Source organism: Amycolatopsis ultiminotia, assembly GCF_039536925.1.
GTDB lineage: Bacteria > Actinomycetota > Actinomycetes > Mycobacteriales > Pseudonocardiaceae > Amycolatopsis > Amycolatopsis ultiminotia.
Genome location: NZ_BAAAZN010000022.1, coordinates 122,564 through 145,351, shown reverse-complemented (window position 1 = coordinate 145,351; position 22,788 = coordinate 122,564). Strand labels below are relative to the sequence as shown.

Sequence of the window (22,788 nt, the reverse complement as noted above, 5' to 3'; positions counted from 1 at the left end):
GATCCTCTCCCCCCGACGCCGCCGGGACCGCGTGCGACGCGCCGGGGCGAGCGATTCGCGCTCGCTCGGGTCCGCACCCTGCCACTCGCCACCGACAGAATCGGCGGGGCGGCGAAACCGCGCTCTTGACTTCGGCCCCGGCCGGACTCCACGATCACCCGGGTGAACCTGTCTGACAGCCGGATAGCCGGACCGATCCCCCGGCGGATCAGCGCCATGGAGGCGGTGCTGGCCCACCTCCGTGCCGCGATCGAACGCGGCGAGTACGCGGTCGGCGACCGGCTGCCCGCGGAAGCCGCGCTGAGCCGTGAGTACGAGGTCAGCCGCTCGGTCGTGCGGGAAGCGCTGCGGGGGCTGCAGGCACTCGGGCTGACCGTCTCGCGGACCGGGCGGGGCACCTTCGTCACCGCGGACCACCCGCCGGACAACCCGATCTTCGGCGGCTACTCGGCACCGGACCTCCTGGAAGCACGCAGGCACGTCGAGGTCCCGGTCGCCGGCTATGCGGCACGGCGGCGGACCGCCGGGCAGCTCACGCTGCTCGGCGACCTCGTCGACCGGATGGACGCCGAACGTGACGAAACCGCGTGGGTGGAGCTGGACTCCCGGTTCCACGTCGCGGTCGCGCAGGCCGCGGGCAATCCGGTGTTCGAGAAGGTGATCGAAGAGATCCGCGACGCACTCGCCCGCCAGTCCGCATTCCTGAACCGGCTCGACGGACGGCGCGCGGAGTCGAACCGCGAGCACCGGCGCATCGTCACCGCGATCGCGGACGGTTCGGAAACCGCTGCGGCAGCGCAGATGACCACTCACCTCGACCACGTGGAACAGACGCTGAGCACGCTCGTACAGCCGGGCCGTGCGGCATCCGGACGGGCCGAAGGGTGACGCCGCCGCAGCGCGAACCGCGTCATGTGCCCCTGGTCCACCTGCTGCGCGACGGGCTGATCGAGGGCGTGCACCACGGATCCGTCGTGGTCCTCGCGCCGGACGGTTCGACGATGTTCGCTGCCGGCGATCCGGACGTGGCGATGTACCCGCGTTCCACTGCGAAGCCGCTGCAGGCCGCCGCGATGGCGCGGCTGGGGCTACGGCTGACCGCATCGGGGTTCGCGATCGCCGCGGCCAGCCACTCGGGCGAATCGCGGCATCTGACGGCCGCGTCGGAGGTGCTGGCCGTCCACGGGTGCACCGAGGACGCGCTGGGCACTCCCGCCGATCTGCCGTTCGACCCGGTCGAACGGGACGCCTGGGTGGCCGCGGACCGCAAGCCGTCCCGGCTCGCGCACAACTGCTCCGGCAAGCACGCCGCGATGCTCGCCACCTGCCGGGAGCGGGGCTGGGACACCGAGGGTTACCTCGAACCAGGGCACCCGTTGCAGCGGGCGATCCGCGAGACCGTGGAAGACCTCACCGGCGACACCGTGGCGCGAGTGGCCGTCGACGGATGCGGCGCGCCGTTGTTCGCGGTGTCCCTGCACGGGCTGGCGCTGGCCGCGTCGCGCATCGCGAGCGCACCCGAGGGAACGCCGGAATTCCTTGTGGCAGAAGGGATCCGACGGCACCCGGACCTCGTCGCCGGCACCCGCCGAGACGTCACCGGCCTGATGCGGGCGGTCCCGGGGCTGATCGCGAAGGACGGTTTCGAGGCCGTGCAGCTCGCCGCGCTGCCCGACGGCACCGCGGTCGCGCTCAAGATCGCCGACGGTGGCGACCGGGCCCGCCGGGCCGTGCTGACCGCCGCACTGACCCGCGCCGGGGTGCCCGCAGACCGGCTCGTCCCGTTCGCCGATCCCACCCTTCGGGTGACCGGCGGGCTCGCCACCCCGGTGGCGTCGGACGAGTAGCTTCGGAAAGGTCCGAGCTGGGAAAGGGGTTGGCGCGTGCTCAACCGAATCATCGACCGGGTGCTCGACCGGGTGCTCGGCCTGCCGGTGACCGACGGCCCTGCGCCGGAAGTCACCAAGGGCCTGCGGATCCCGATGTCCGACGGCGTGCACCTGCTGGCCGACCGCTACGCCCCGGCCGGGCTCCGGTCCGGGCCGGTCGTGCTGATCCGCACGCCCTACGGCCGCACCGGTCCGATGGCCAAGCTCTTCGGCGACACCTTCGCCCGGCACGGCCTGCAGGTCGTGCTGCAGAGCACCCGCGGCACGTTCGGCTCGGAGGGCGAGTTCCGGCCGTTCCATCTCGAACGGGAGGACGGCATCGCGACCGCCGAATGGCTGCGCGAGCAACCGTGGTGCGACGGCAGGCTGGGCACGGCGGGGGCGAGCTACCTCGGGCACACGCAGTGGGCGCTCGGCCCGTACCTCGACCCGCCGCTGGCGGCCATGTGCCTCGGCGTGACGGCCTCGGAGTTCACCACCGTGTTCTACCCGGGCGGGGTGCTCGCGGCGGACAACATGGTGTCCTGGTCCTCGCTCATCGGCACCCAGGAGGAGCCGCTGGCCGGGCTGCCGAACCCGCTGCAGACGCGGCGGACCCGGCGGGCGATGGCGCACCTGCCGCTGAGCGGCGCGGACGTGGCCGCGATCGGCCGTCCGGTGCAGTTCCTGCAGGACGTGACCGAGCACGCCGAACCGGACGACGACTACTGGGCGATGTCCGACCACAGCGCGGAAGTCGCCGGGCTGAGCGTGCCGGTGACCATGAGCACCGGCTGGTACGACCTGTTCCTGCGCAGGCAGCTGCGGGACTTCCGGATCCTGCAGGACGCCGGGCGCGCACCCCGGATCACCATCGGGCCGTGGGCGCACAGCGATCCGGGCGGGATGCGGGCGATGGTGCAGGACCAGATCGGCTTCCTCACCGCGCAGTTCACCGGCAACCGCACCGGCCTGCATCGCTCGCCGGTGCGGATCTTCCTGCAGCAGTCCGGCACCTGGCTCGACTTCGACCGGTGGCCGCCGCCGGCCACCGGCACGCCGGCGCACCTGCGGCCGGTCGGCGGGCTCGGCGAAGCGGTGTCCGGGGACACCGCGCCCACCCCGTTCACCTACGACCCGGCGGACCCGACGCCTGCCGTCGGCGGCCCGTTGCTCACCGGCAAGACCAAGCAACGCGACAACTCCGAGGTCGAGGCGCGCGACGACGTGCTGGTGTTCACCGGCGAACCGCTGGCCGCGGACCTCGACGTGATCGGCGAGGTGGCCGCGACCGTGTTCGTGCGCACCGAACTGGGCCACGCGGACGTGTACGTGCGGCTGTGCGACGTCGATTCCGGTGGCGTCTCGCGCAACGTCACGGATGGCATCCTGCGGCTGCGCCCGGACGCTCCGGAAGTCGGTGCGGACGGTGTGGTGCGCGCGGAAGTGGAGCTGGACCCGACCGCCTACCGCTTCCGCCGCGGCCACCGGCTGCGCGTGCAGGTGGCCGGTGGTGCGTTCCCGCGCTTCGCGCGCAACCACGGTACCGGGGACGCGGTGGCCTCCGCGGTGGCCGGCAAGCCGAACCGGTTCGAGGTGTTCCACGACGAGGCCCGTCCGTCGCGGATCACGCTGCCGGTCTTCACCCCGTGACCACCCGCTGATGCGTCGTCAGCCGTCCGTCGTCGTGCAGTACGTGCAGCAGCAGCGACGGCGGACGGTCGAATTCCAGCGGGCCGCCCTCGGCCCAACCGCGGCCTGCCCCCGGTTCCGCCGGCAGCAGTGATCCGGAGACGACGCCCGGCGCGATCCGCACCGGGACCCCGGCGAACGTCGTGGCCGCGCCGGTGTGCACGTGCCCGCACAACAGCGCGCGCACCTCCGGATGCCTGTGCAGCACCTCGGCAAGGCGCTCCTCGCCGGTCTGGCGGATGGCGTCGACCAGTGGCACGCCGACCTCCACCGGCGGGTGGTGGAACGCGACGAGCGCCGGGCCGTCGTGTCCGGTCAACACACCGTCGAGCCAGTCCAGCGTCTCGTCGGCGAGGTAGCCGGCGCCGCGGCCGGGGATCGACGAATCGCAGGCGGCGAGCAGTACGCCGGCCACCTCGGTCGCCGTGTTCACCGGCGCGTCCCCGGCCGGTTCGCCCAGCAGTGCCTCGCGAAACGGCCCGCGGACGTCGTGGTTGCCGGGGCAGACCACCACCGGCGCCGGGTACCGGAGCAGTTCGGCTGCCCGCCGGTATTCCGCGGGCAGCCCGTGGTCGGCGACGTCGCCGGTGACGAGCACTGCGCTCACCTCGCAGTCATCCAGGAACCGCAGCACGGCGGCCGTACGCGCGTCGGCTCGGTCCCCTCCGTCGAGGTGGAGATCGGACAGGTGGGCGAAAATTCGCATCGAGATCAGTCCTTTTCCAGTGTGGCCAATGCCTTGACCCAGTTCCGCACGAGCAGTGCGGACGCGGCGGACAGATCGCCGCTGCGCAGCGCATCCGCGATCGCCCGATGTTCACCGACGCTCTCCGCGGCCCGCGCCCGGCCGCCGAGGTAGTGCGATTCGTAGCGCTTGAGCAACGGTTTCGTCTGCTCGATCAGGCGCAGCAGATACGGGTTGGCGCACCGGGACAGCAGCAGCGCATGCCATTGATCGTCCACATCGGACACGTTGCCGCCGTCGAGCGGTTCGGCCATCCGGTCCGCGAGCAGGTCGAGCGCGTCCGGCAGGGTGGCCAGCTCGAGTGGCGAAGTCCAGCGCAGCGCAAGCGACTCCAGTTCCGCGACCAACGGGTACAGCCTGCGGGCCTCGTCCGGATCGAGCGGCGCGACGAGGAAACCCCGGCCGGGGGCGGCGACGAGCATCCCGCGGTCGGCGAGGCCGATCAGCGCTTCACGCAGCGGCGTGCGGCTGACGCCCAGCTCCTTGGCGAGGTGCACCTCGTTGATCCGGGTGTCGGCGGCGAGCCTGCCGTCGAGGACCCGCGTGGTGATCTCGTCGATGAGCTCACCGCGGAGTGGGCGCTTCGTCATGCCGACAGTATTGCATGCAGTAGCGCATTACTGTATTCAGTGGGCATGACCAGCATGCAGCCTTTCGACGTGGCCCGTGCGCGGGCCGACACGCCCGGATGCGCCGGTGTCACGCACTTCAACAACGCCGGTGCCGCGCTTCCGCCGTCGCGAGTCACCGACACCGTCGTCGACTACCTGCGCGTCGAGGCGCTGGCCGGCGGCTACGAGGCCGCAGCCGCGGCGGCCGATCGGATCGAGGCCGTGTACGCGTCGATCGCCCGCCTGCTCGACGCCGCACCGGAGGACATCGCGCTCACCGACAGCGCGACCCGCGCGTGGCAGGCGGTGTTCTACGCACTGCCGTTCGGACCAGGGGATCGGATCCTCACCTCCCGCGCCGAGTACGCCAGCAACGCCATCGCCTACCTGCAGGTCGCCCGCCGCACCGGCGCCGTGGTCGAGGTCGTGGACGACGACGAGAGCGGCCAGCTGGACGTCGCGGATCTGCGCCGCCGGGTGGACCCGACGGTGAAGCTGATCGCGGTGAGCCACGTCCCGACACAGGGCGGTCTGGTGAACCCGGCCGAGGAGATCGGCGCGATCGCCCGCGAGGCGGACATCCCGTTCCTGCTCGACGCGTGCCAGTCGGCCGGTCAGCTGGACCTGGACGTGACCCGGCTCGGCTGCGACGCGCTGAGCGCCACCGGCCGCAAGTACCTGCGCGGCCCGCGTGGCACCGGGTTCCTGTACGTGCACCCACGGCTGCGGGAGCGGCTGGAGCCGGCAATGCTCGATCTGCACTCGGCCACCTGGACCTCTCCCACCGAATACGTGGTCGACCCCACGGCCAAGCGGTTCGAAGTGTGGGAACGCGATTTCGCGGCAATGCTGGGCCTCGGCGCGGCCGTGGACTACGCGCTCGGCTGGGGCCTGCCCGCGATCGAACAGCGCGTCGGCGCGCTCGCCGCCACACTGCGGGACCGGCTCGGCGGCATCGGCGGGGTCTCGGTCCACGACTCCGGAGCACGCAAGTGCGGCCTGGTCACCTTCAGCGCGGCCGGACTGGACGCATCCGAGGTCCGCCGCCGGCTGAGCGCGGCGAAGATCAACACCAGCACCACGGACGCGACCTCCGCGCAGTACGACTTCGCCGCCAGGAGCCTGCCGAATCTGGTGCGCGCTTCGGTGCACTACTACAACACCGAAGAGGAGATCGACCGGCTGGCCGGCGAGGTCGCACAACTCGTGCGCTGAGATCACCCGATCGGCGTAGTATCCGCGGGCCGCGAAGCCCCCTCCTGTACTGCGTACTCCCGTGGAACGCTGCGGCCGGGCTTGTCGAGGGGGCAGGCCCGGCGGGTGGGAAACGAACGGCCTCCCTGGCCGGCGAGTGGGGGACGCCGGCCGGGGAGGCCGTTCACGTACCCGCACACCGCCAACGGCTCGCACCGCCAGGTCCGGGGGCGGCACCGGAAACGAAAGGACCGGGCTCGCGTGCTCCGCGAACCCGGTTGGCCGGGAAACCGCCGGACCTGCCGGGTCATGATCGCCTACGAGCCGGGGGGTCCCCCGGAATCATCACCACGAGATCCCGGCGAAGCACCGCGCAGGATGAAGCCGATCGAGTGGGCGCAGCAGGGTTCGAACCTGCGACCGCTCGGGTGTAAACCGAGTGCTCTTCCGCTGAGCTATGCGCCCGCACCGGCCGGGACCTCCGCGGTCCCGGCCGGGCGAAGACCCTGGTCAGGCCAGTTCTGCGACGGCTTTCTTCCACGCCGACTGATCGCGCGCCTCGCCGGGCTGGTTGACCTCGGCGAAGCGGACCACGCCGCCGGTGTCGATCAGGAAGGTACCGCGCAGCGCGAGGCCCGCCTGGTCGTTGAACACACCGTATTTCTGCGCCACCTCGCCGTGCGGCCAGAAGTCCGACAGCAGCGGGAACTGGTAGTTCTCCTGCTCGGCCCACACCTTGAGGGAGAAGACCGCGTCACAGGAGACACCGAGGACCTGCACACCCGAGGTGTCGTAGTCGGAGAACTCGTCCCGCAACTGGCACAGCTCGCCGGTGCACACCCCGCTGAACGCGAACGGGAAGAACACGAGCAGAACCGGTTTGTCGCCCTTGAACTGCGACAGCGTGACCGGCTGCTTGTTGTAGTCGTTGAGCGTGAAGTCAGGGGCCTGTGAACCGACCTCGACGGCCATACCTGCGTTTCCTCTCCCGAGCGGACACTGCCTGCTCCGACCACCCTATCGTGCCCGGCGGGCGGCGGAACGGGCGTTCACCGCTGCTTGGCCTTCGAGGACTTCGGCGAGACCAGCCGGGTGCCGAGCCAGTCGGCTCCCACGCTGATGTTGGCCGTCTGGGCGAGGCCCACCTGGGGCACCGCCTCGGCGATCTCGCTCGGCTCGACATGCCCTGGCTGACCGGTCTTCGGCGTCAGCACCCAGATCACGCCGTTCTCGTCCAGGGGGCCACGGGCGTCGACAAGGGCATCGCCCAGGTCACCGTCCTCGTCGCGCCACCACAGCAGGACCACGTCGATGACCTCGTCGGCGTCCTCGTCCAGGAGGTCCCCGCCGATCGTTTCCTCGATCGCCGCGCGAACGTCGTCATCGACGTCCTCGTCCCAGCCGATCTCCTGGACCACCATGTCCGGCTTGATGCCAAGCCTCTCGGCGACGCTGGCGCTGCCTGCGTCTCCCGCGGCGACCACTGCTTCCACTCCTCCAACTACGACGGAGCGCGACGGACGTTCGGCTCCTCCGGAGCCGGCGTGCCCGCCACCCTCGAGTACACGGTTGTCGATAGCGAACACTGGCGAGGCGCTGCGCGCAACCGTCCACACCGGATCTTTCACAACTCGTGTCGCAGCGCAGCGGCCCGGCACGCCCTCTCCGGCACCCCCGGACACCCTCTCCTCTAGGGTGGGAGGAGAAAAACGCGCGCGCGATACACCGCGCACGGGGAGTGGTGCACTCGGGGCGACCCTTGTTACCGGACAGTAAAGGTGACGGGAGCCGGGCCGGGGCCGACCACAGCCGTCGGCGAACACTCCCGCCCACCAGCACGACCAGCTATCACCAGCCTCAAGGAGACCCCTTGGCCCCGCAGAACGACGGCGCCTCCGGCAAGGAGACCCCGGCACGCGTACGCGTCATCCGTGACGGACTCGCGGCGCACCTGCCCGACATCGACCCGGAGGAGACCGCCGAGTGGCTGGACTCCTTCGACGAGGCGCTGGCCCGCGGAGGCCGGCAGCGCGCCCGGTACCTGATGCTGCGCATCCTGGAGCGCGCTCGCGAGCGCAACGTCGGTGTCCCGGCCCTGACGTCCACCGACTACGTGAACACGATCCCCACCGAGAACGAACCGTGGTTCCCCGGTGACGAGGAGATCGAGCGCCGCTACCGCCGCTACATCCGCTGGAACGCGGCGATCATGGTGCACCGGGCGCAGCGGCCCGGCGTCGGCGTCGGCGGGCACATCTCCACCTACGCCTCCTCCGCCGCGCTGTACGAGGTCGGTTTCAACCACTTCTTCCGCGGCAAGGACCACTCCGGCGGCGGGGACCAGGTCTTCTTCCAGGGGCACGCCTCACCCGGGATGTACGCCCGCGCGTTCCTCGAGGGCAGGCTTTCCGAGCAGCAGCTCGACGGATTCCGCCAGGAGTACAGCCACGCGGGCGAGGGCGGCGGCCTGCCGTCGTACCCGCACCCGCGGCTGATGCCGGAGTTCTGGGAGAACCCGACGGTGTCCATGGGCCTGGGCCCGATGAACGCGATCTACCAGGCGCGGTTCAACCGCTACCTGCGCGACCGCGGTCTCAAGGACACCTCCGACCAGCACGTGTGGGCCTTCCTCGGCGACGGCGAGATGGACGAGCCGGAATCGCGCGGCCTGATCCACGTGGCCGCGGGCGAGGGCCTGGACAACCTGACCTTCGTGATCAACTGCAACCTGCAGCGGCTCGACGGCCCGGTGCGCGGCAACGGCAAGATCATCCAGGAGCTCGAATCGTACTTCCGCGGCGCGGGCTGGAACGTGATCAAGGTCATCTGGGGCCGCGAATGGGACTCGCTGCTCTCGGCCGACCGTGACGGCGCGCTGGTCAACCTGATGAACGTCACCCCGGACGGCGACTACCAGACCTACAAGGCCAACGACGGCGCCTTCGTCCGCGAGCACTTCTTCGGCCGCGACCCGCGGACGAAGGACCTGGTCAAGGACCTCACCGACGCGGAGATCTGGAACCTCAAGCGCGGCGGCCACGACTACCGCAAGGTGTACGGCGCCTACAAGGCGGCGATGGAGCACCACGGCCAGCCGACGGTGATCCTGGCGCACACGATCAAGGGCTACGGCCTCGGCCCCGCGTTCGAGGGCCGCAACGCCACGCACCAGATGAAGAAACTCACCCTCGACGACCTCAAGCTGTTCCGGGACGCACAGCGGATCCCGATCAGCGACGAGGAGCTGGAGCGCGATCCGAAGCTGCCGCCGTACTACCACCCCGGCGCGAACTCCGCGGAGATCGAGTACATGATCGGCCGCCGCAAGGCGCTCGGCGGCTTCCTGCCGGAACGCCGTCCGAAGGCCGCGAAGGCGCTCGTGCTGCCCGGCGACAAGGTCTACGAGGGCATCCGCAAGGGCTCCGGCAAGCAGGAAGTCGCCACCACGATGGCGTTCGTCCGGCTGGTCCGCGAGCTGGCCAAGGACTCCGAGATCGGCAAGCGGGTGGTGCCGATCATCCCGGACGAGGCGCGCACCTTCGGTCTCGACTCGATGTTCCCCACGGCCAAGATCTACAACCCGCACGGCCAGACCTACACCTCGGTCGACGCGAGCCTGATGCTGGCCTACAAGGAGTCCGAGAAGGGCCAGCTGCTGCACGAGGGCATCAACGAGGCCGGTTCCACCGCGTCGTTCACCGCGGTCGGCACCTCCTACGCCACGCACGGCGAGCCGATGATCCCGATCTACATCTTCTACTCGATGTTCGGGTTCCAGCGCACCGGCGACGGCCTGTACGCGGCGGCCGACCAGATGGCACGCGGTTTCGTGCTCGGTGCCACCGCGGGCCGCACCACGCTGACCGGTGAGGGCCTGCAGCACGCGGACGGGCACTCGCTGCTGCTGGCCGCGGCCAACCCGGCCGTGGTGGCCTACGACCCGGCCTACTCGTTCGAGATCGCGCACATCGTGCGGGACGGGCTGCGCCGGATGTACGGCGAGGCCGGGCCGAACGGCAACGGCGAGAACGTCTTCTACTACATGACGATCTACAACGAGCCGTACCAGCAGCCTGCCGAACCGGAGAACCTCGACGTGGACGGCCTGCTCAAGGGCCTCTACCGGTACGCGGAGGCACCCGAGGGCGACGGGGCGCAAGTGCAGATCCTGGTCTCCGGCGTGACCATGCCGGACGCGCTGAAGGCGCAGCGGCTGCTGGCCGAAGACTGGGGCGTACGGGCCGCGGTGTGGTCGGCCACCTCGTGGGGCGAGCTGCGCCGCGACGCGGTCGAGATCGACCACGAGAACCTGCTGCACCCGGAGCAGACGCCGCGGGTGCCCTACGTCACGCAGAAGCTCTCCGAGGTCAGCGGCCCGGTCGTGGCGGTGTCGGACTGGATGCGCGCGGTACCGGACCTGATCCGCCCGTGGGTGCCCACCGACATGCTCACGCTCGGCACCGACGGGTTCGGCTTCTCCGACACCCGCCCGGCCGCGCGGCGCAAGTTCCTCGTCGACGCCGAGTCGATCGCGGTGGGCTCGCTGGCCGCGCTCGCCAAGCGCGGCGAGGTCGACCAGGCGAGGGTCGCCGAAGCCGCGCGCCGGTACCGGATCGACGACATCGCGGCCGCCGGGCCGCAGACGTCCGACTCCGGTAGCGCGTAACCCCGCTCGCGCCGGTGGCCTTCCAGGGCAGAGACTGTCCTGGAAGGCCCCGGCGTGCGAGTCCCGTCCGCGGCGCCACCCGGACCTCTGAGGAAGGATGGTCGAGCGTGCCCCAGCGTCGCCTGCCCCGGCCGAGCGAGCTCAAGCAGATCCTGCGGCCGAAGCCGATCGTGGTGAACCCGACCGATCGCCGGCTCGCCACCGCGCACACGATCGCCGATCTGCGCACCATCGCCCGCAAGCGCACCCCGCGCGCGGCGTTCGACTACACCGACGGCGCCGCCGAGCTCGAGGACAGCCTGCGCAGGGCGAGGCAGGCCTACCGGCGCGTGGAATTCCACCCGAACGTACTGCGCGGAGTGTCCGATGTGGACACCAGCAAGGAGATCCTCGGGGTGCGCTCGGCACTGCCATTCGCCTTCGCCCCCACCGGGTTCACGCGGATGATGCAGCACGAGGGCGAGCGCGCGGTCGGCCGGGTGGCACAGCGCAACGGCATCCCGATGGGCCTGTCCACCATGGGCACCACGTCGATCGAAGACCTCGCGGCCGCCGCACCGCAGGCCAGGAAGTGGTTCCAGCTCTACGTGTGGCGTGACCACGGCGCGGGCGAGGACCTGATGAACCGGGCCTGGGAAAGCGGCTACGACACCCTGCTGCTGACCGTCGACACCCCGGTGGCCGGTGCCCGGCTGCGGGACGTCCGCAACGGCCTGACCATCCCGCCGGCGCTGACCCTGAAGACCTTCGCCGACGGGGCGACGCACCCGGCCTGGTGGTTCAACCTGCTCACCACCGAACCGCTGAACTTCGCCTCGCTCAACCAGTTCGGCGGCACCGTCGCGGAGCTGCTGGACAAGCTGTTCGATCCGACGCTGGACTACGACGACCTCGACTGGGTGCGCCGCACCTGGCCGGGCAAGCTGGTGATCAAGGGCGTGCAGAACGTGGACGACGCCGGCGAGATGGTGCGTCGTGGTGCGGACGGCGTGGTGCTGTCCAACCACGGCGGCCGCCAGCTCGACCGCGCACCCACGCCGATCGAGCTGCTGCCTGCCGTGCTCGACGAGGTGCAGGGCGGCGCCGAGGTGTGGGTGGACACCGGCATCCTCTCCGGCGGCGACATCGTGGCCGCGCTCGCCCGTGGCGCCGACGCCGTGCTGGTCGGCCGCGCGTTCCTGTACGGCCTGATGGCCGGTGGCGAACGCGGCGTGCAGCGCTGCGTGGACATCCTGCGCACCGAGATGGTGCGCACCATGCAGCTGCTCGGCGTCCGGCGGGTGGCGGATCTGCGGCCCGCACACGCCACGATCCGCTGACCGGCTGCCCCGGTTCCGGCCCCGCGGCCGGAATCAGGCCTGGCCCGCCTCGAACCGGGCCACCTTGCCGTCGCGGACGGTGAACCTCCAGCGGGTCCGCATCGCACCCCAGGTCGAGTTGGCGTAGTTCGCCACCAAGGTGCGGCCCTCGTCTTCGGCGGTTTCCACGTCGAGGTGGCCCTTGCTGGTGAAGACCTCGCGTTCGGTCCAGTCGGTCAGGTCACGGTCGGTGCCGTCGTCGGACATGGTGGCGTCCGGGGTGAGCGCGGCGCGGAACGCCGTGCGGTCACCCGCGTTGAGAGCTTCGACGAAGGCGCGCACGGCAGGGTCGGCGATCTGGTCGGTCATGCGCCCCAGTGCAGCATCGAGCCGCCGACCCTGCACCTTTTCGGGGGAACCCGGCCGGATCCGCGTACTCAGTGGCCGCGGTCACGTCTCCTTCCCGGCGGCAGCACGGAGGGGGAAGTCATGTCCAGCACGCTGAACGGCAGAGCGCTCGCGATGTTGCGAGCGGTCGCGGCCGGCCGAGCCGAACTGACCTGCAGTCGCGAGCCCGATCTGCGGGTGGACGGACTGCCCTGCTGTGACCAGGCGACCGCGCACGCCTTGGCGAGGGCAGGACTGATCCGGCCACGCGAGACCGTCGCCGCCGGAGTGTGGACCCACGCGGAACTGACCGACGACGGCCGGCTGGCACTCGACGATCCGGCCACTGCCGCCTGATCCCACCACGGCGCCACCGGTCGTGGCCTCGGTGCCGAACGACCTCGGGCACTGCGCTCGACCGCGCCGCCCGCCGAGCGGCGCCGATCTCCACCTTCCGTTCGGCCGAACGCACGACACGGACTTGACGGGGCGACGCACATGTGACCACTATCTCAGCCACCTCGTGAAAGGCTGTTTCCGTGATGCGGAAACACCGGTCCCCCCGGAGGTTGCCGTGTTCGTGCAGGACCTGACTCCGCTGGGTGCACTGGGGTTGTCCGCGCTGGTCGCCGTCGTGCCGCTGGCCGTGGTGCTCGTGCTGCTCGGCGTGGTCCGGACGAAGGCGCACCACGCCGCGGTGGCCGGGCTCGTGGTGGCGCTCGTCGTGGGGATCGCGGCTTACCGGATGCCGGTCGGCCAGGCGCTGTCCGGCGCCGTGCAGGGCGCGGTGTTCGGGCTGCTCCCGATCCTGTGGATCGTGGTCAACGCACTGTGGGTGTACCGGCTCACCGTGCACACCGGGCACTTCGACGTACTGCGCCGCTCGTTCGGCCGGATCTCCGACGATCCCCGGTTGCAGGCGCTGATCATCGCGTTCTGCTTCGGCGCGCTGATGGAAGCGCTCGCCGGGTTCGGCGCACCGGTCGCGATCAGCGCGGTGATGCTCGTGGCAGTCGGATTCGGCCCGGTGCGGGCGGCGGTGGTGGCGCTCGTGGCGAACACCGCCCCGGTCGCGTTCGGCGCGATGGGCACCCCGGTCGTCACGCTCGCCCAGGTCACCGGCCTGCCGTTGGACCAGGTGTCGTCGATCGTCGGCAGGCAGACACCGGTGCTGGCCCTGTTCGTGCCGCTGCTGCTGGTGCTCATCGTGGACGGCCGCCGCGGCCTGCGCGAAACCTGGCTGCCCGCGCTGACCTGTGGGATCGCGTTCGCCGTCGTGCAGTTCCTCGCCTCGAACTACGTGTCCGCGCAGCTCGCCGACATCGGCGCCGCGCTGGCCGGGGCGGCCGCACTGGTCGCGCTGCCCGCGACCCGCCGGGCCGTACCGGCGGAGGTCCGAGCCGAGGTGCTCACCGGCACCGCGACCGGCACGCACGACCGCCGGGACGACCGCGGCGAGGTCGTGCGCGCCTATCTGCCGTACGTGCTGATCATCGTGATCTTCTCGCTCGCCCAGGTGCCGCCGGTGAAGAACCTGCTCGACACGGCCACCTGGAAGTTCCACTGGCTGGGTCTGGACGTGCACGGACCGGACGGAAAAGCGGTGTCCGGCAACAGTTTTTCACTGCCGTTCCTGAACACCGGCGGCACCCTGGTGCTGCTCGCCGGGCTGATCACCGCGCCGGCGCTGAAGATCGCCGGACGCGCCGCGGTGCGGGAATGGCTCGCCACGGTGGCCGAACTGCGCTTCGCGATCCTCACCGTGTCCGGGGTACTGGCGTTGGCGTACGTGATGAACCTGTCCGGGCAGACCACCACGATCGGCATGTTCATCGCGGCGGCAGGCGCCGGGCTCGCGTTCCTCTCTCCGGTACTGGGCTGGTTCGGCGTCGCGGTGTCCGGATCGGACACTTCGGCGAACGCGCTGTTCGGTGCGTTGCAGGTGGCCGCCGCACAGCAAACCGGCCTGCCGGCCCCGCTGCTCGCGGCAGCGAACAGCTCCGGTGGCGTGCTCGGCAAGATGATCTCGCCGCAGAACCTCACCATCGCGTGCGTGGCGGTGCACCTGCCCGGTGAGGAGGGACGGCTGCTGCGGAAGGTGCTGCCGTGGAGCGTCGGACTGCTGGTGCTGCTGTGCCTGATCGTGCTCGGGCAGAGCACCCCGGTGCTCAGCTGGATGCTGCGGTGACCCGCTGCTGTGCACCGACCCGGCGCGCCGATCGGTTCCAGCTGACCCAGCCGTGCACGACCAGCAGGGCGAACACCACGTAGATCGCGGCCGAGAAGTACAGCCCGGAACTGATCTGCAGCGGCACGCCGATCGCGTCGACCACCAGCCAGACGCCCCAGAACTCGACCAGACCGACGCCCTGTGCGGCGAACGCGACGAGCGTGCCCACGAAGATCGCCGCGTCCGGCCACGGCGCCCACGAGGCGTCGAGGGCCTGGAGCGTGAGCGCCATCGCGACCGTGCCGACGGAGAACGCCGCGAGCATCGCGACCCGCTCGGTCCACCGGCCCTTGCGCACGACCATGCCGTACACCGGATCACTGCGGCGGTGCCAGTGCCACCAGCCGTAGAGCGAGATGAGCAGGATGGCGATCTGCCTGCCGGCCAGGCCGCCGAGGTGCGCGGAGGCGTAGACGGAGAACAGCAGCACGGTGGCCGCCACCTGCACGGGCCAGGTCCACAGCGTGCGACGCTCGGCGAGGAACACCACTGCGAGCGCGAACAGCTGGCCGGCCAGCTCCGCGATCGAGATCCACTGGCCCAGCACGGTCACGCCGTGGTGCAGCAGGAAATCCACGTCCGCCCACCCCTTCCGATCTACGCCTCCCAACATGCGCCACGGCGGAGCCATTCCCTCGCGGATGTGAGACACCGGACAGTCCCAGCCGGTGGAACGGCGGAGGTCCGGTACCCGAACCGGGCACCGGACCTCCGCCGGGAGCACGACCGCGTCAGCGACCGCCGGGATCGAACCCCGACGGCGGCGTCGGCGGCTCGTCGGACCGTCCGGCGCCCGGCGGGGGCTGGGTGCCGGGGCGGTACGGATCGGTGGGCGGGAGCGTCCCGGACTGACCGCCGGAGGGGTACCCCCCGGTGGGCGGCTGCGCACCGGACTCGTGCGCCCCCGGCTGGGACGTCCCGGCGGACGACTGCGTACCGGACTGGTGCGCGCCCGGCTGGCCGGTCCCGGGCTGACCGGTCCCCGCCTGGCCGGTCCCGGCAGGTGCCTGGGTGCCTGCCGGGTACGCCGCGGTCTGGCTCGCGGCCTGGTGCGCGCCCGCCTGGGACTGGCCGCCGACCTGGCCGGACACCGCGCCGCCGGAACCGAGCTGGCCCTGCAGGTTGTTCAGCCAGCCGCCCCAGCGTTCCTGTGCCGGCTTGATCAGGCCGCCGCCGAAGCCGACGACGATCACCCCGCCGATCGTCGCGAGCACCGTGACCAGGACCGGTCCGGTCACCGCGGTCGCGATGTTCACCTGGCCCAGCGCAGCGATGATGCCGAACGCCATGATCAGCCAGTAGCTGATCGTGCCGAGCAGCCGTCCGGCGGACCGGCCCGCCAGCGCCGAGGTGACCACGTCGCGCACCACTTTCGCGATCGCGGCGGCCACCACGATGAGCACCAGCGCGACGACGATCCGCGGCAGGAACGCGATGATGTCGTTGATCAGCTGGCTGACCGGATTCGACTGCCCGAACACCCCGAATGCCAGCTGCAGCGCGATCAGCAGAATGAAGAAGTAGACGAGTTTCACCAGGATCGTGGTGGCGTCGAGATTCGCCTGCTTCAGCATTCCGGTCAGCCCGGTCTTCTCCACCAGCCGGGAGAAACCGAGTTTTCCGAGAACGAGCTCCAGCCCTTTGGACACGGCTTTCGCGATCAACCAGCCGATCAGCAGGATGATCAGAAAGCCCACGAGTTTCGGGACGAACGTGGCCACCAGATTCCAGGCCTGCCCCAATCCGTCCTTCAGCTGCTCACCCACGCTGGCTCCCTTCGCCGTGTTTCGCTGTGGATGCAGGACAGGTACCCAGCCGACACCGGTGCTGCGCACCACGATCGAGTGAGACGACTGGCGCGGGAAGATCAACCACGGCCATACTTGTCCTACCGGTGGGGACCGGGGAGACGAGGCCGTCCGGCGCAGCGAAAACCGCTCAGCGCCGGGCGGCCTCGAGCATTTCCGGCAGATATTCGACCGCGATACCGGCGGTTGCCGCACGAATACTGTTCGCGTTTTCCGCTCGGCCAGGCCGAGTTCACCCGGCGATCATGCCGATAGCCGTACCGGCGCACTCCAGGGCAAAGGTGGAGCTGTGACTCCGAATGCGGTCACGGCCGGGAAATTCGGCATTCCGCGGCAATCCACCGCCCCGGCGGGACCCTCCCGATTCCGGACATTACCGACACCCGTGACGGTAACCCGGCCGGCACGCACTGCCGCCGGTAGCCGCGAGCGAGGTGACCACGGGCGAGGTGGCCACGGGCGCGGGATGGCCACGGACGAGGTGACCACGAGCGGGACGGCCACGGACGAGGTGGCCACGAGCGGGACGGCCACGGACGAGGTAGCCACGAGCGGGACGGCCACGGACGCGGAAACACCGGCCCGGCCGTGCGGAACCCCGGTGCCGAAACGGGGCCGGTCGCTGTCGAGGGATGTCCCCGCGACAGCGACCGGCCCCAGCCGGCACCCGACCCGACCGCCACCCGGGCGGCCGGAAGAGCTCAGGCGGCCCGCAGTGCGTCGCGGAGTTTGACCTTGGCTCCGGTCCGCATGACGGCGTTGCGGTAGATCCGGGCGGCCAGCCAGATCAGCACCGGGATCAGCAGCACCACCAGCCCCACCGAGACCACCGCCTCCCAGACCGGGACGCCGCCCATCGCGAGCCGCATCGGCATCAGGGTCGGGGCGAAGACCGGGATCACCGACAGCACCTCGGCGAACGAGTTCGACGGATCCGAGGGCAGCACCGAAATGCCCACCACGTACCCGGCGATCACCAGCATCAGCGCCGGCATCGTGGTGCCGCCGACGTCCTCCTGGCGCGAGACCAGTGCACCCAGTGCGGCGAACACGATCGAGTACATGAAGAACCCGAGCAGATACCAGACGATCAGCCACACCACGGTGCCGACGGCCGCCGACAGCGAAATCGTCAGCACCCCGAAACCGAGGCCGGCGGCAAGGCCGACCACCCCGATCGCGAGCATCTGGAGCAGCCCGACGGTACCGATGCCAAGCACCTTCCCGGTCATCAGCTGCCAGGGCTTGATGGTGGACAACAGCAGTTCGACCACCCGTGACGTCTTCTCCTCGACCACCCCCTGCGCCACGATCTGGCCGTTGAGCATGAGCGACAAATAGATCAGGATGCCCGCGACGATGCCCAGCACGAGCTGCTGGCTGTCGTAGTCGTAGGGCTTCTCCAGCGGCGGCAGCTCGTCGACCGACGCGCTCGCCATCGCCTGGCGCACCTGGGCCGGATCGCCGTGCAGGCCGATGATCTGCTGATCGAGCGCGACCTGCCCGGCGAGCACGGTCAGCGCGTTCTTCAGCTTCGCGTCGAGGGTCTTGTTCACCTGGACATGCACCCGCTGCGCGTCCTGCACCAGCAGCGCGTCGAACGAACCGTCCCGCAGCTTCGCCTCGCCGGCGGCACGGTCGGGTACCTGCTGGGTGGCGACTTCCTCGTCGAGTGTCTTCGCGGTCGCGGTCAACGGCGCGGCCAGCGGGGCCGCGGACGGCAGGTAGCCGACCGTCACGTCCGCGCCGCCACCGCCGCCGATGAGCTTGAACACCGCCACGACTGCGACGACGAGGATCAGCATCACCAGCGTGGTGATCCGGTAGGCCTTGGACTTGAGCCGGGTGCTGATCTCACGGGAGGCCACCAGGCCGACCGCGGACGCCGGGCTCATCCGGACATCGGGCGTGCTCACGCGGCCGCCTCCTGGTGCTCGGTCACGACGGAACGGAACAGATCGGTCAGCGACGGCTGCTTGCGGGTGAACTCCCGCACCGGCCCGGTCGCCAGCGCGGCGCGCAGCACCGTCTGGTCGTCCGCGCCGGCACCCAGTTCGAGCTCGGTCACCGCACCCTTGCGGCCCAGCACGCGCACCCCCGGCAGCCCGGCCGCCCAGTTTTCCGGTGCCTCGGGGGCGTCGACCAGTACCCGCGGTGCACCGCCCGCACCGGAACGCAGCTCCGGCACCGTGCCGCAGGCCTCCATCCGTCCACTCCGGACGATCCCGATCCGGTCGCACAGCCGTTCCACGAGATCCAGCTGGTGGCTCGAGAACACGACCGGCACCCCGTCCGCCGCCTTCTCCCGCAGCACCGCGCTCATCACGTCCACCGCCACCGGATCGAGGCCGGAGAACGGTTCGTCCAGCACCAGGATGCGCGGCTCGTGCACGAGCGCCGCGGCCAGCTGCACGCGCTGCTGGTTGCCGAGGCTCAGCTTCTCCACCTCGTCGTCGCGGCGCGCAGCCACCCCGAGGCGTTCGGTCCACCGCTCGGTCGACGCCTTTGCCTCGGCCGGAGGCATCCCGTGCAGCCGGGCAAGGTACGTCAGCTGCTCGCCCACCTTCATCTTCGGGTACAGCCCGCGCTCCTCGGGCATGTAACCGATGTGCCGCCGGGTCTCGTGCGTGATCCGTTCCCCCGCGTAGCGGACCTCGCCGGAATCGGCGCTGAGCACCCCGAGTGCGATGCGCATGGTGGTCGTCTTGCCCGCGCCGTTGCTGCCGACGAACCCGAACAGCTCGCCCTGGCGCACGTCGAAGGTCATCCGCTGCAGCGCCACCACGGCGCCGTACTGTTTGGAGATCCCGTCGATCTCCAGTCCGGGCTCTGCCATCGCCCGTCCCCCTTTGCTCGTTCACGGGTGATGCACACCACCCACGGCTGGGATCGTAGGCAGTTCCCGGCTCGCCCGCCCACCACCGCCGGTTGCGTGTCCGCCGCCGAAAGTTGCAGGTCGCCGTCCCCGTAGGATCACCAGGACATGGCTGACACGACGGGCGGGCGCCGGGTACCCAAGCACCACGGGCTGTCCGCGAAGACCCTGCGCGAGCTCGAGCGCGCCTCCGGGCGGCTGGCCAGCGCGAGTGTCGCGGTCATGGAGCAGCGGCTGGTGGGGTTCGGCAGGCTGCCCGCCGACCAGCGGGCCAGCGTCCTGCTCATCACGCAGGCCGGCGCGGCCGGGTTCGTCAGCTGGCTGCGTGATTCGAAAGAGGCGCTGAAGTTCACCACCGAGGCGTTCCGCGACGCTCCTGCCGAGCTGTCCCGCTGGATCAGCCTGCGCCAGGCGGTGGGCATGGTCCGGCTGGCGATCGAGGTGTTCGAGGAGCAGCTGCCGGAATTCGCCGCGAACGAGACCGAACGTGCCGCGCTGATCGAGGGAATCCTCCGCTACGGCCGGGAAATCGCCTTTGCCGCGGCGAACTCCTACGCGGCCGCGGCGGAATCCCGTGGTGCGTGGGATGCCCGGCTGGAAGCGCTGGTGGTCGACGGCATCGTGCGCGGCGACGCGGAGGAGGCGGTGCTCTCCCGTGCCGCGGCGCTGGGCTGGGATCCGGCCGGAGCGGCGACCGTGCTGGTGGGCAATCCACCGTCGGAGGACCCGCCGACGGTGGTGTTCGAAGTCCGCGCCCGCGCCGCCAGGGTCGGCCGTCCGGTGCTGCTGTCGGTGCAGGGCACCCGGCTGGTGCTCGTGATCGGCGGGGTCACCGAAGGCGGGCCGAAGGAACGCGAAATCCTGTCGCGAATGTCCACTGTGTTCGCCGAAGGACCGGTGGTCGCCGGCCCGACCGTGCCCACACTGGCCGAGGCGCACCACAGCGCGGCGGAAGCGTTGTCCGGGCTGCGCGCGGTGGTCGGCTGGCCCGGTGCGCCGCGGCCGGCCCGTTCGGACGATCTGCTGCCCGAACGCGCGCTGTCCGGCGATCCCGGTGCCGAACGGCTGCTCGTGGACCAGGTGGCCCGGCCGCTGGAGGAGGCGGGCGTGGCCCTGCAGCGCACCGTCGAGACCTATCTGGACAACGGCGGGGTGCTGGAACGCTGTGCGCAGGCGCTGTTCGTGCACCCGAACACCGTCCGCTACCGGCTCCGCAAGGCCGCCGAGATCACCGGCCGCAACGCCACCGACCCCCGCGACGCGCTCGTGCTGCGGGTCGCGCTGACCGTCGGCAGGCTGGCCCGCGCCCGCGGACTCTGGTGACGGACTTCACGGCAAGTGCTGGTTGAATCCCACAAGGCGATTGGGTTAAGGACCGGGATCCACGGCGGGTCTTTGGAGGTATCCTCCAATAACGCCGCACGGACTTGGTGACCGCCCGCATCTGAGCAGGAGGGTGGTCCCGTGGTCTCATAGACACCGTGACACGTGCAGTCCTCTCCCCCGGCCAGGGTTCCCAGGCTCCCGGCATGCTCACCCCGTGGCTCGAGCTCGACGGCGCTCGCGCGCGCGTCGAGGAGTGGTCCGCCCGCGCCGGGCTCGACCTGCTCCGGCTCGGCACCGAGGCCGGCGCCGAGGAGATCCAGGACACCGCGGTCGCACAGCCGCTCATCGTCACGCTCTCCCTGCTCACCGCGGAGTACCTGCCGCTGCCGGACGACGCGCCGGTGGCCGGGCACTCGGTGGGCGAACTGGCCGCCGCCGCGATCGCGGGCGTGCTGGCCCCCGCCGAGGCGATCGCGCTGGCCGCGGTGCGCGGCGCCGAGATGGCCAAGGCCTGCGCACTGGAACCGACCTCGATGGCCGCGGTCATGCTCGGCGACCCGGACGAGGTCACCGCATGGCTGGAGAGCAGGGGCCTGGTCGCGGCCAACCGCAACGGCGCGGGCCAGATCGTGGCCTCCGGCGCCGCCGAGTCGATCGAGCAGATCGTCGCCGAACCGATGGAGGGCACGAAGATCCGTGCGCTCAAGGTCGCAGGCGCCTTCCACACGCCCTACATGGCACCCGCGGAAGACGCCGTCCGCGAGCACGCTGCCGGCCTCACCCCCGCCGACCCCGCGCGCCCGCTGCTGTCCAACGCCGACGGCCAGGTGGTCACCAGCGGTGCGGAGTACCTGCGGCGGCTCGTCGCACAGGTCACCCGTCCGGTGCGCTGGGACCTGACCATGGCAGGCCTCACCTCGCTCGGCGTGGACCACACCGTCGAACTCGCGCCCGCGGGCACCCTGACCGGACTGGTCCGGCGGCAGCTCAAGGGCGTCGTCACCACTACCACCGCGCTGAAGTCGCCGGCCGAACTGGCCGCGCTGCGCGAGGAGGACGCCCAGTGACCGACCGTCACCGCCTGCGCCAGACCACCGGCGCCGCCGGCACCCGCATCCTCGGGTTCGGCAGCCACCAGCCGGACAAGGTCGTGACCAACGACGACCTCTCCGAGCTCATGGACACCAACGACCAGTGGATCCGCGATCGCGTCGGCATCATCGAACGCCGGTTCGCGGAGAAGGACGAGCTGCTGGTCGACTTCGCGGTCGCGGCAGGCACCGCGGCGCTGGCCGACGCCGGCGTCGAGCCGTCCGAAGTGGACACGGTGATCCTGCCCAACTGCACCATGCCTTCGCAGATCCCGAACGCGGCCGCACAGGTCGCCGCGCGGATCGGCATCACGAGCCCCGGTGCGTTCGACCTCAACGCCGCGTGCGCCGGGTTCTGCTACGGCCTCGGCCTCGCCTCCGACCTGATCCGGGTGGGTTCGGCGAGGAAGGTACTGGTGATCGGCGCCGAGAAGCTCACCGACTCGATCGACCCCACCGACCGGGCGAACGCGATCATCTTCGCCGACGGCGCGGGCGCGGCGGTGGTCGGCGCGGCCGACGAGCCGTCCATCGGCCCGGTCGTATGGGGCAGCGCAGGCGATCTGGTCGACCTGATCTACATGCGCGAGCACAAGTACATCTACCAGGAGGGCCAGTCGGTCTTCCGGTGGGCGACCACGCAGATCGCGCCGATCGCGCTGCGCGCGCTGGAGGCGGCCGGACTGCAGGCCTCCGATGTGGACGTGCTGGTGCCGCACCAGGCGAACCTGCGGATCGTGGAGTCGATCGCGAAGAAGCTGCGCGCCGCGGGTGCCCGCGAGGACCTGGTGGTGGCCGACGACATCAAGTACTCCGGCAACACCTCGTCCGCCTCGATCCCGCTGGCGCTGGACCACATGCGCAAGGCGGGCACCGTGAAACCCGGCGACGTGGTGCTCGCGGTCGGCTTCGGTGCCGGATTGTCCTATGCCGGGCAGGTCTTCGTGCTGCCCTGAGTGAATACTTCGCCCGCGGGCGCCGTGCCCGCGAGCGGACC

At 70.8% G+C, this 22,788-nt stretch carries 19 protein-coding genes, 1 tRNA gene and 1 pseudogene; 11 read left to right on the top strand and 10 right to left on the bottom strand.

Features of this window, described 5'->3' with window-relative positions; genetic code table 11:
- Positions 1 to 216 precede the first annotated feature (216 nt).
- Genes ABD793_RS36265 through ABD793_RS36255 form a run of 3 tightly spaced genes read left to right on the top strand, consistent with a single transcriptional unit; the run spans position 217 to position 3,521 of the window.
- The gene (locus tag ABD793_RS36265; protein WP_344867943.1) at positions 217 to 888 is read left to right on the top strand and encodes a FadR/GntR family transcriptional regulator; all 672 of its coding nucleotides are present in this window, start codon (positions 217 to 219) and stop codon (positions 886 to 888) included.
- 26 nt (positions 889 to 914) lie between these two features.
- Entirely contained in the window at positions 915 to 1,847 is a 933-nt protein-coding gene (locus ABD793_RS36260) for an asparaginase (RefSeq protein ID WP_425548831.1), read from the top strand.
- Between the two features lie 48 nt (positions 1,848 to 1,895).
- Positions 1,896 to 3,521 (top strand): CocE/NonD family hydrolase, encoded by a 1,626-nt coding sequence (locus tag ABD793_RS36255; RefSeq protein ID WP_344867941.1) that lies wholly within the window; start codon positions 1,896 to 1,898, stop codon positions 3,519 to 3,521.
- Here ABD793_RS36255 and ABD793_RS36250 read toward each other — a convergent pair.
- Both ABD793_RS36250 and ABD793_RS36245 read right to left on the bottom strand, forming a co-directional pair.
- The gene (locus ABD793_RS36250) at positions 3,511 to 4,266 is read right to left on the bottom strand and encodes a metallophosphoesterase (RefSeq protein ID WP_344867924.1); all 756 of its coding nucleotides are present in this window, start codon (positions 4,264 to 4,266) and stop codon (positions 3,511 to 3,513) included. The two genes, ABD793_RS36255 and ABD793_RS36250, sit on opposite strands and share 11 nt — an antisense overlap.
- Positions 4,267 to 4,271: 5 nt before the next feature.
- On the bottom strand, positions 4,272 to 4,895 hold the full coding sequence (locus ABD793_RS36245; RefSeq protein ID WP_344867923.1) for a GntR family transcriptional regulator: 624 nt from the start codon (positions 4,893 to 4,895) through the stop codon (positions 4,272 to 4,274).
- 54 nt (positions 4,896 to 4,949) lie between these two features.
- On the opposite strand from ABD793_RS36245, the gene ABD793_RS36240 reads away from it, so the two are divergent.
- Positions 4,950 to 6,131 (top strand): aminotransferase class V-fold PLP-dependent enzyme, encoded by a 1,182-nt coding sequence (locus tag ABD793_RS36240; RefSeq protein ID WP_344867939.1) that lies wholly within the window; start codon positions 4,950 to 4,952, stop codon positions 6,129 to 6,131.
- Between the two features lie 372 nt (positions 6,132 to 6,503).
- On the opposite strand, the gene ABD793_RS36235 is transcribed toward ABD793_RS36240, so the two are convergent.
- From ABD793_RS36235 to ABD793_RS36225, 3 genes are all read right to left on the bottom strand, one after another.
- Positions 6,504 to 6,575: transfer RNA gene (locus tag ABD793_RS36235), tRNA-Val, on the bottom strand.
- Positions 6,576 to 6,620: 45 nt separating this feature from the next.
- A complete protein-coding gene (locus tag ABD793_RS36230) occupies positions 6,621 to 7,082 on the bottom strand; it encodes a peroxiredoxin (RefSeq protein WP_344867922.1) in 462 nt (153 codons plus the stop codon).
- Between the two features lie 77 nt (positions 7,083 to 7,159).
- Positions 7,160 to 7,594: a DUF3052 domain-containing protein gene (locus ABD793_RS36225; RefSeq protein ID WP_344867921.1), complete on the bottom strand. Its 435-nt coding sequence runs from the start codon at positions 7,592 to 7,594 to the stop codon at positions 7,160 to 7,162.
- A gap of 386 nt (positions 7,595 to 7,980) precedes the next feature.
- On the opposite strand from ABD793_RS36225, the gene aceE reads away from it, so the two are divergent.
- Together aceE and ABD793_RS36215 are read left to right on the top strand one after the other, a co-directional pair.
- The gene (gene aceE / locus ABD793_RS36220; RefSeq protein WP_344867920.1) at positions 7,981 to 10,776 is read left to right on the top strand and encodes a pyruvate dehydrogenase (acetyl-transferring), homodimeric type; all 2,796 of its coding nucleotides are present in this window, start codon (positions 7,981 to 7,983) and stop codon (positions 10,774 to 10,776) included.
- Between the two features lie 107 nt (positions 10,777 to 10,883).
- Positions 10,884 to 12,095, top strand: coding sequence for an alpha-hydroxy acid oxidase (locus ABD793_RS36215; protein ID WP_344867919.1), 1,212 nt, complete (start codon positions 10,884 to 10,886; stop codon positions 12,093 to 12,095).
- A 33-nt stretch (positions 12,096 to 12,128) separates the two neighbouring features.
- Here ABD793_RS36215 and ABD793_RS36210 read toward each other — a convergent pair whose 3' ends face one another.
- Positions 12,129 to 12,443, bottom strand: coding sequence for a nuclear transport factor 2-like protein (locus ABD793_RS36210; RefSeq protein WP_344867917.1), 315 nt, complete (start codon positions 12,441 to 12,443; stop codon positions 12,129 to 12,131).
- Positions 12,444 to 12,563: 120 nt separating this feature from the next.
- On the opposite strand from ABD793_RS36210, the gene ABD793_RS36205 reads away from it, so the two are divergent.
- Together ABD793_RS36205 and ABD793_RS36200 are read left to right on the top strand one after the other, a co-directional pair.
- Positions 12,564 to 12,818 carry a hypothetical protein gene (locus ABD793_RS36205; RefSeq protein WP_344867916.1) on the top strand — a complete coding sequence of 85 codons (255 nt, stop codon included), beginning with the start codon at positions 12,564 to 12,566 and terminating at the stop codon, positions 12,816 to 12,818.
- Between the two features lie 217 nt (positions 12,819 to 13,035).
- A complete protein-coding gene (locus ABD793_RS36200) occupies positions 13,036 to 14,649 on the top strand; it encodes an L-lactate permease (protein WP_344867915.1) in 1,614 nt (537 codons plus the stop codon).
- On the opposite strand, the gene ABD793_RS36195 is transcribed toward ABD793_RS36200, so the two are convergent.
- The 4 genes and pseudogenes from ABD793_RS36195 to ABD793_RS36180 form a co-directional block, all read right to left on the bottom strand.
- The gene (locus ABD793_RS36195) at positions 14,630 to 15,268 is read right to left on the bottom strand and encodes a nicotinamide mononucleotide transporter family protein (RefSeq protein WP_344867914.1); all 639 of its coding nucleotides are present in this window, start codon (positions 15,266 to 15,268) and stop codon (positions 14,630 to 14,632) included. The two genes, ABD793_RS36200 and ABD793_RS36195, sit on opposite strands and share 20 nt — an antisense overlap.
- Before the next feature lie 520 nt (positions 15,269 to 15,788).
- Positions 15,789 to 16,457 (bottom strand): annotated as a pseudogene (locus ABD793_RS36190) (mechanosensitive ion channel family protein); the annotation flags it as partial.
- Between the two features lie 743 nt (positions 16,458 to 17,200).
- Positions 17,201 to 18,394 (bottom strand): ABC transporter permease, encoded by a 1,194-nt coding sequence (locus ABD793_RS36185; protein WP_344867938.1) that lies wholly within the window; start codon positions 18,392 to 18,394, stop codon positions 17,201 to 17,203.
- A 17-nt stretch (positions 18,395 to 18,411) separates the two neighbouring features.
- The gene (locus ABD793_RS36180; RefSeq protein ID WP_344867913.1) at positions 18,412 to 19,335 is read right to left on the bottom strand and encodes an ABC transporter ATP-binding protein; all 924 of its coding nucleotides are present in this window, start codon (positions 19,333 to 19,335) and stop codon (positions 18,412 to 18,414) included.
- A 147-nt stretch (positions 19,336 to 19,482) separates the two neighbouring features.
- Here ABD793_RS36180 and ABD793_RS36175 point away from each other — a divergent pair, with 147 nt between their 5' ends.
- The 3 genes from ABD793_RS36175 (at position 19,483) to ABD793_RS36165 (ending at position 22,747) form a co-directional block, all read left to right on the top strand.
- Positions 19,483 to 20,697: a PucR family transcriptional regulator gene (locus ABD793_RS36175; RefSeq protein ID WP_344867911.1), complete on the top strand. Its 1,215-nt coding sequence runs from the start codon at positions 19,483 to 19,485 to the stop codon at positions 20,695 to 20,697.
- Between the two features lie 158 nt (positions 20,698 to 20,855).
- Positions 20,856 to 21,767 carry an ACP S-malonyltransferase gene (locus tag ABD793_RS36170; protein WP_344867910.1) on the top strand — a complete coding sequence of 304 codons (912 nt, stop codon included), beginning with the start codon at positions 20,856 to 20,858 and terminating at the stop codon, positions 21,765 to 21,767.
- A complete protein-coding gene (locus ABD793_RS36165) occupies positions 21,764 to 22,747 on the top strand; it encodes a beta-ketoacyl-ACP synthase 3 (protein WP_344867909.1) in 984 nt (327 codons plus the stop codon). Before ABD793_RS36170 ends, ABD793_RS36165 begins: the two co-directional genes overlap by 4 nt.
- Positions 22,748 to 22,788: the final 41 nt, after the last annotated feature.

Coding starts and splice junctions, on each gene's coding strand:
- ABD793_RS36250 (WP_344867924.1), bottom strand. CDS start 4,266: ATGCGAATTTTCGCCCACCTGTCCGATCTCCACCTCGACGGAGGGGAC.
- ABD793_RS36240 (WP_344867939.1), top strand. CDS start 4,950: ATGCAGCCTTTCGACGTGGCCCGTGCGCGGGCCGACACGCCCGGATGC.
- ABD793_RS36210 (WP_344867917.1), bottom strand. CDS start 12,443: ATGACCGACCAGATCGCCGACCCTGCCGTGCGCGCCTTCGTCGAAGCT.
- ABD793_RS36180 (WP_344867913.1), bottom strand. CDS start 19,335: ATGGCAGAGCCCGGACTGGAGATCGACGGGATCTCCAAACAGTACGGC.
- ABD793_RS36265 (WP_344867943.1), top strand. CDS start 217: ATGGAGGCGGTGCTGGCCCACCTCCGTGCCGCGATCGAACGCGGCGAG.
- ABD793_RS36245 (WP_344867923.1), bottom strand. CDS start 4,895: ATGACGAAGCGCCCACTCCGCGGTGAGCTCATCGACGAGATCACCACG.
- ABD793_RS36185 (WP_344867938.1), bottom strand. CDS start 18,394: ATGAGCCCGGCGTCCGCGGTCGGCCTGGTGGCCTCCCGTGAGATCAGC.
- ABD793_RS36230 (WP_344867922.1), bottom strand. CDS start 7,082: ATGGCCGTCGAGGTCGGTTCACAGGCCCCTGACTTCACGCTCAACGAC.
- ABD793_RS36175 (WP_344867911.1), top strand. CDS start 19,483: ATGGCTGACACGACGGGCGGGCGCCGGGTACCCAAGCACCACGGGCTG.
- ABD793_RS36205 (WP_344867916.1), top strand. CDS start 12,564: ATGTCCAGCACGCTGAACGGCAGAGCGCTCGCGATGTTGCGAGCGGTC.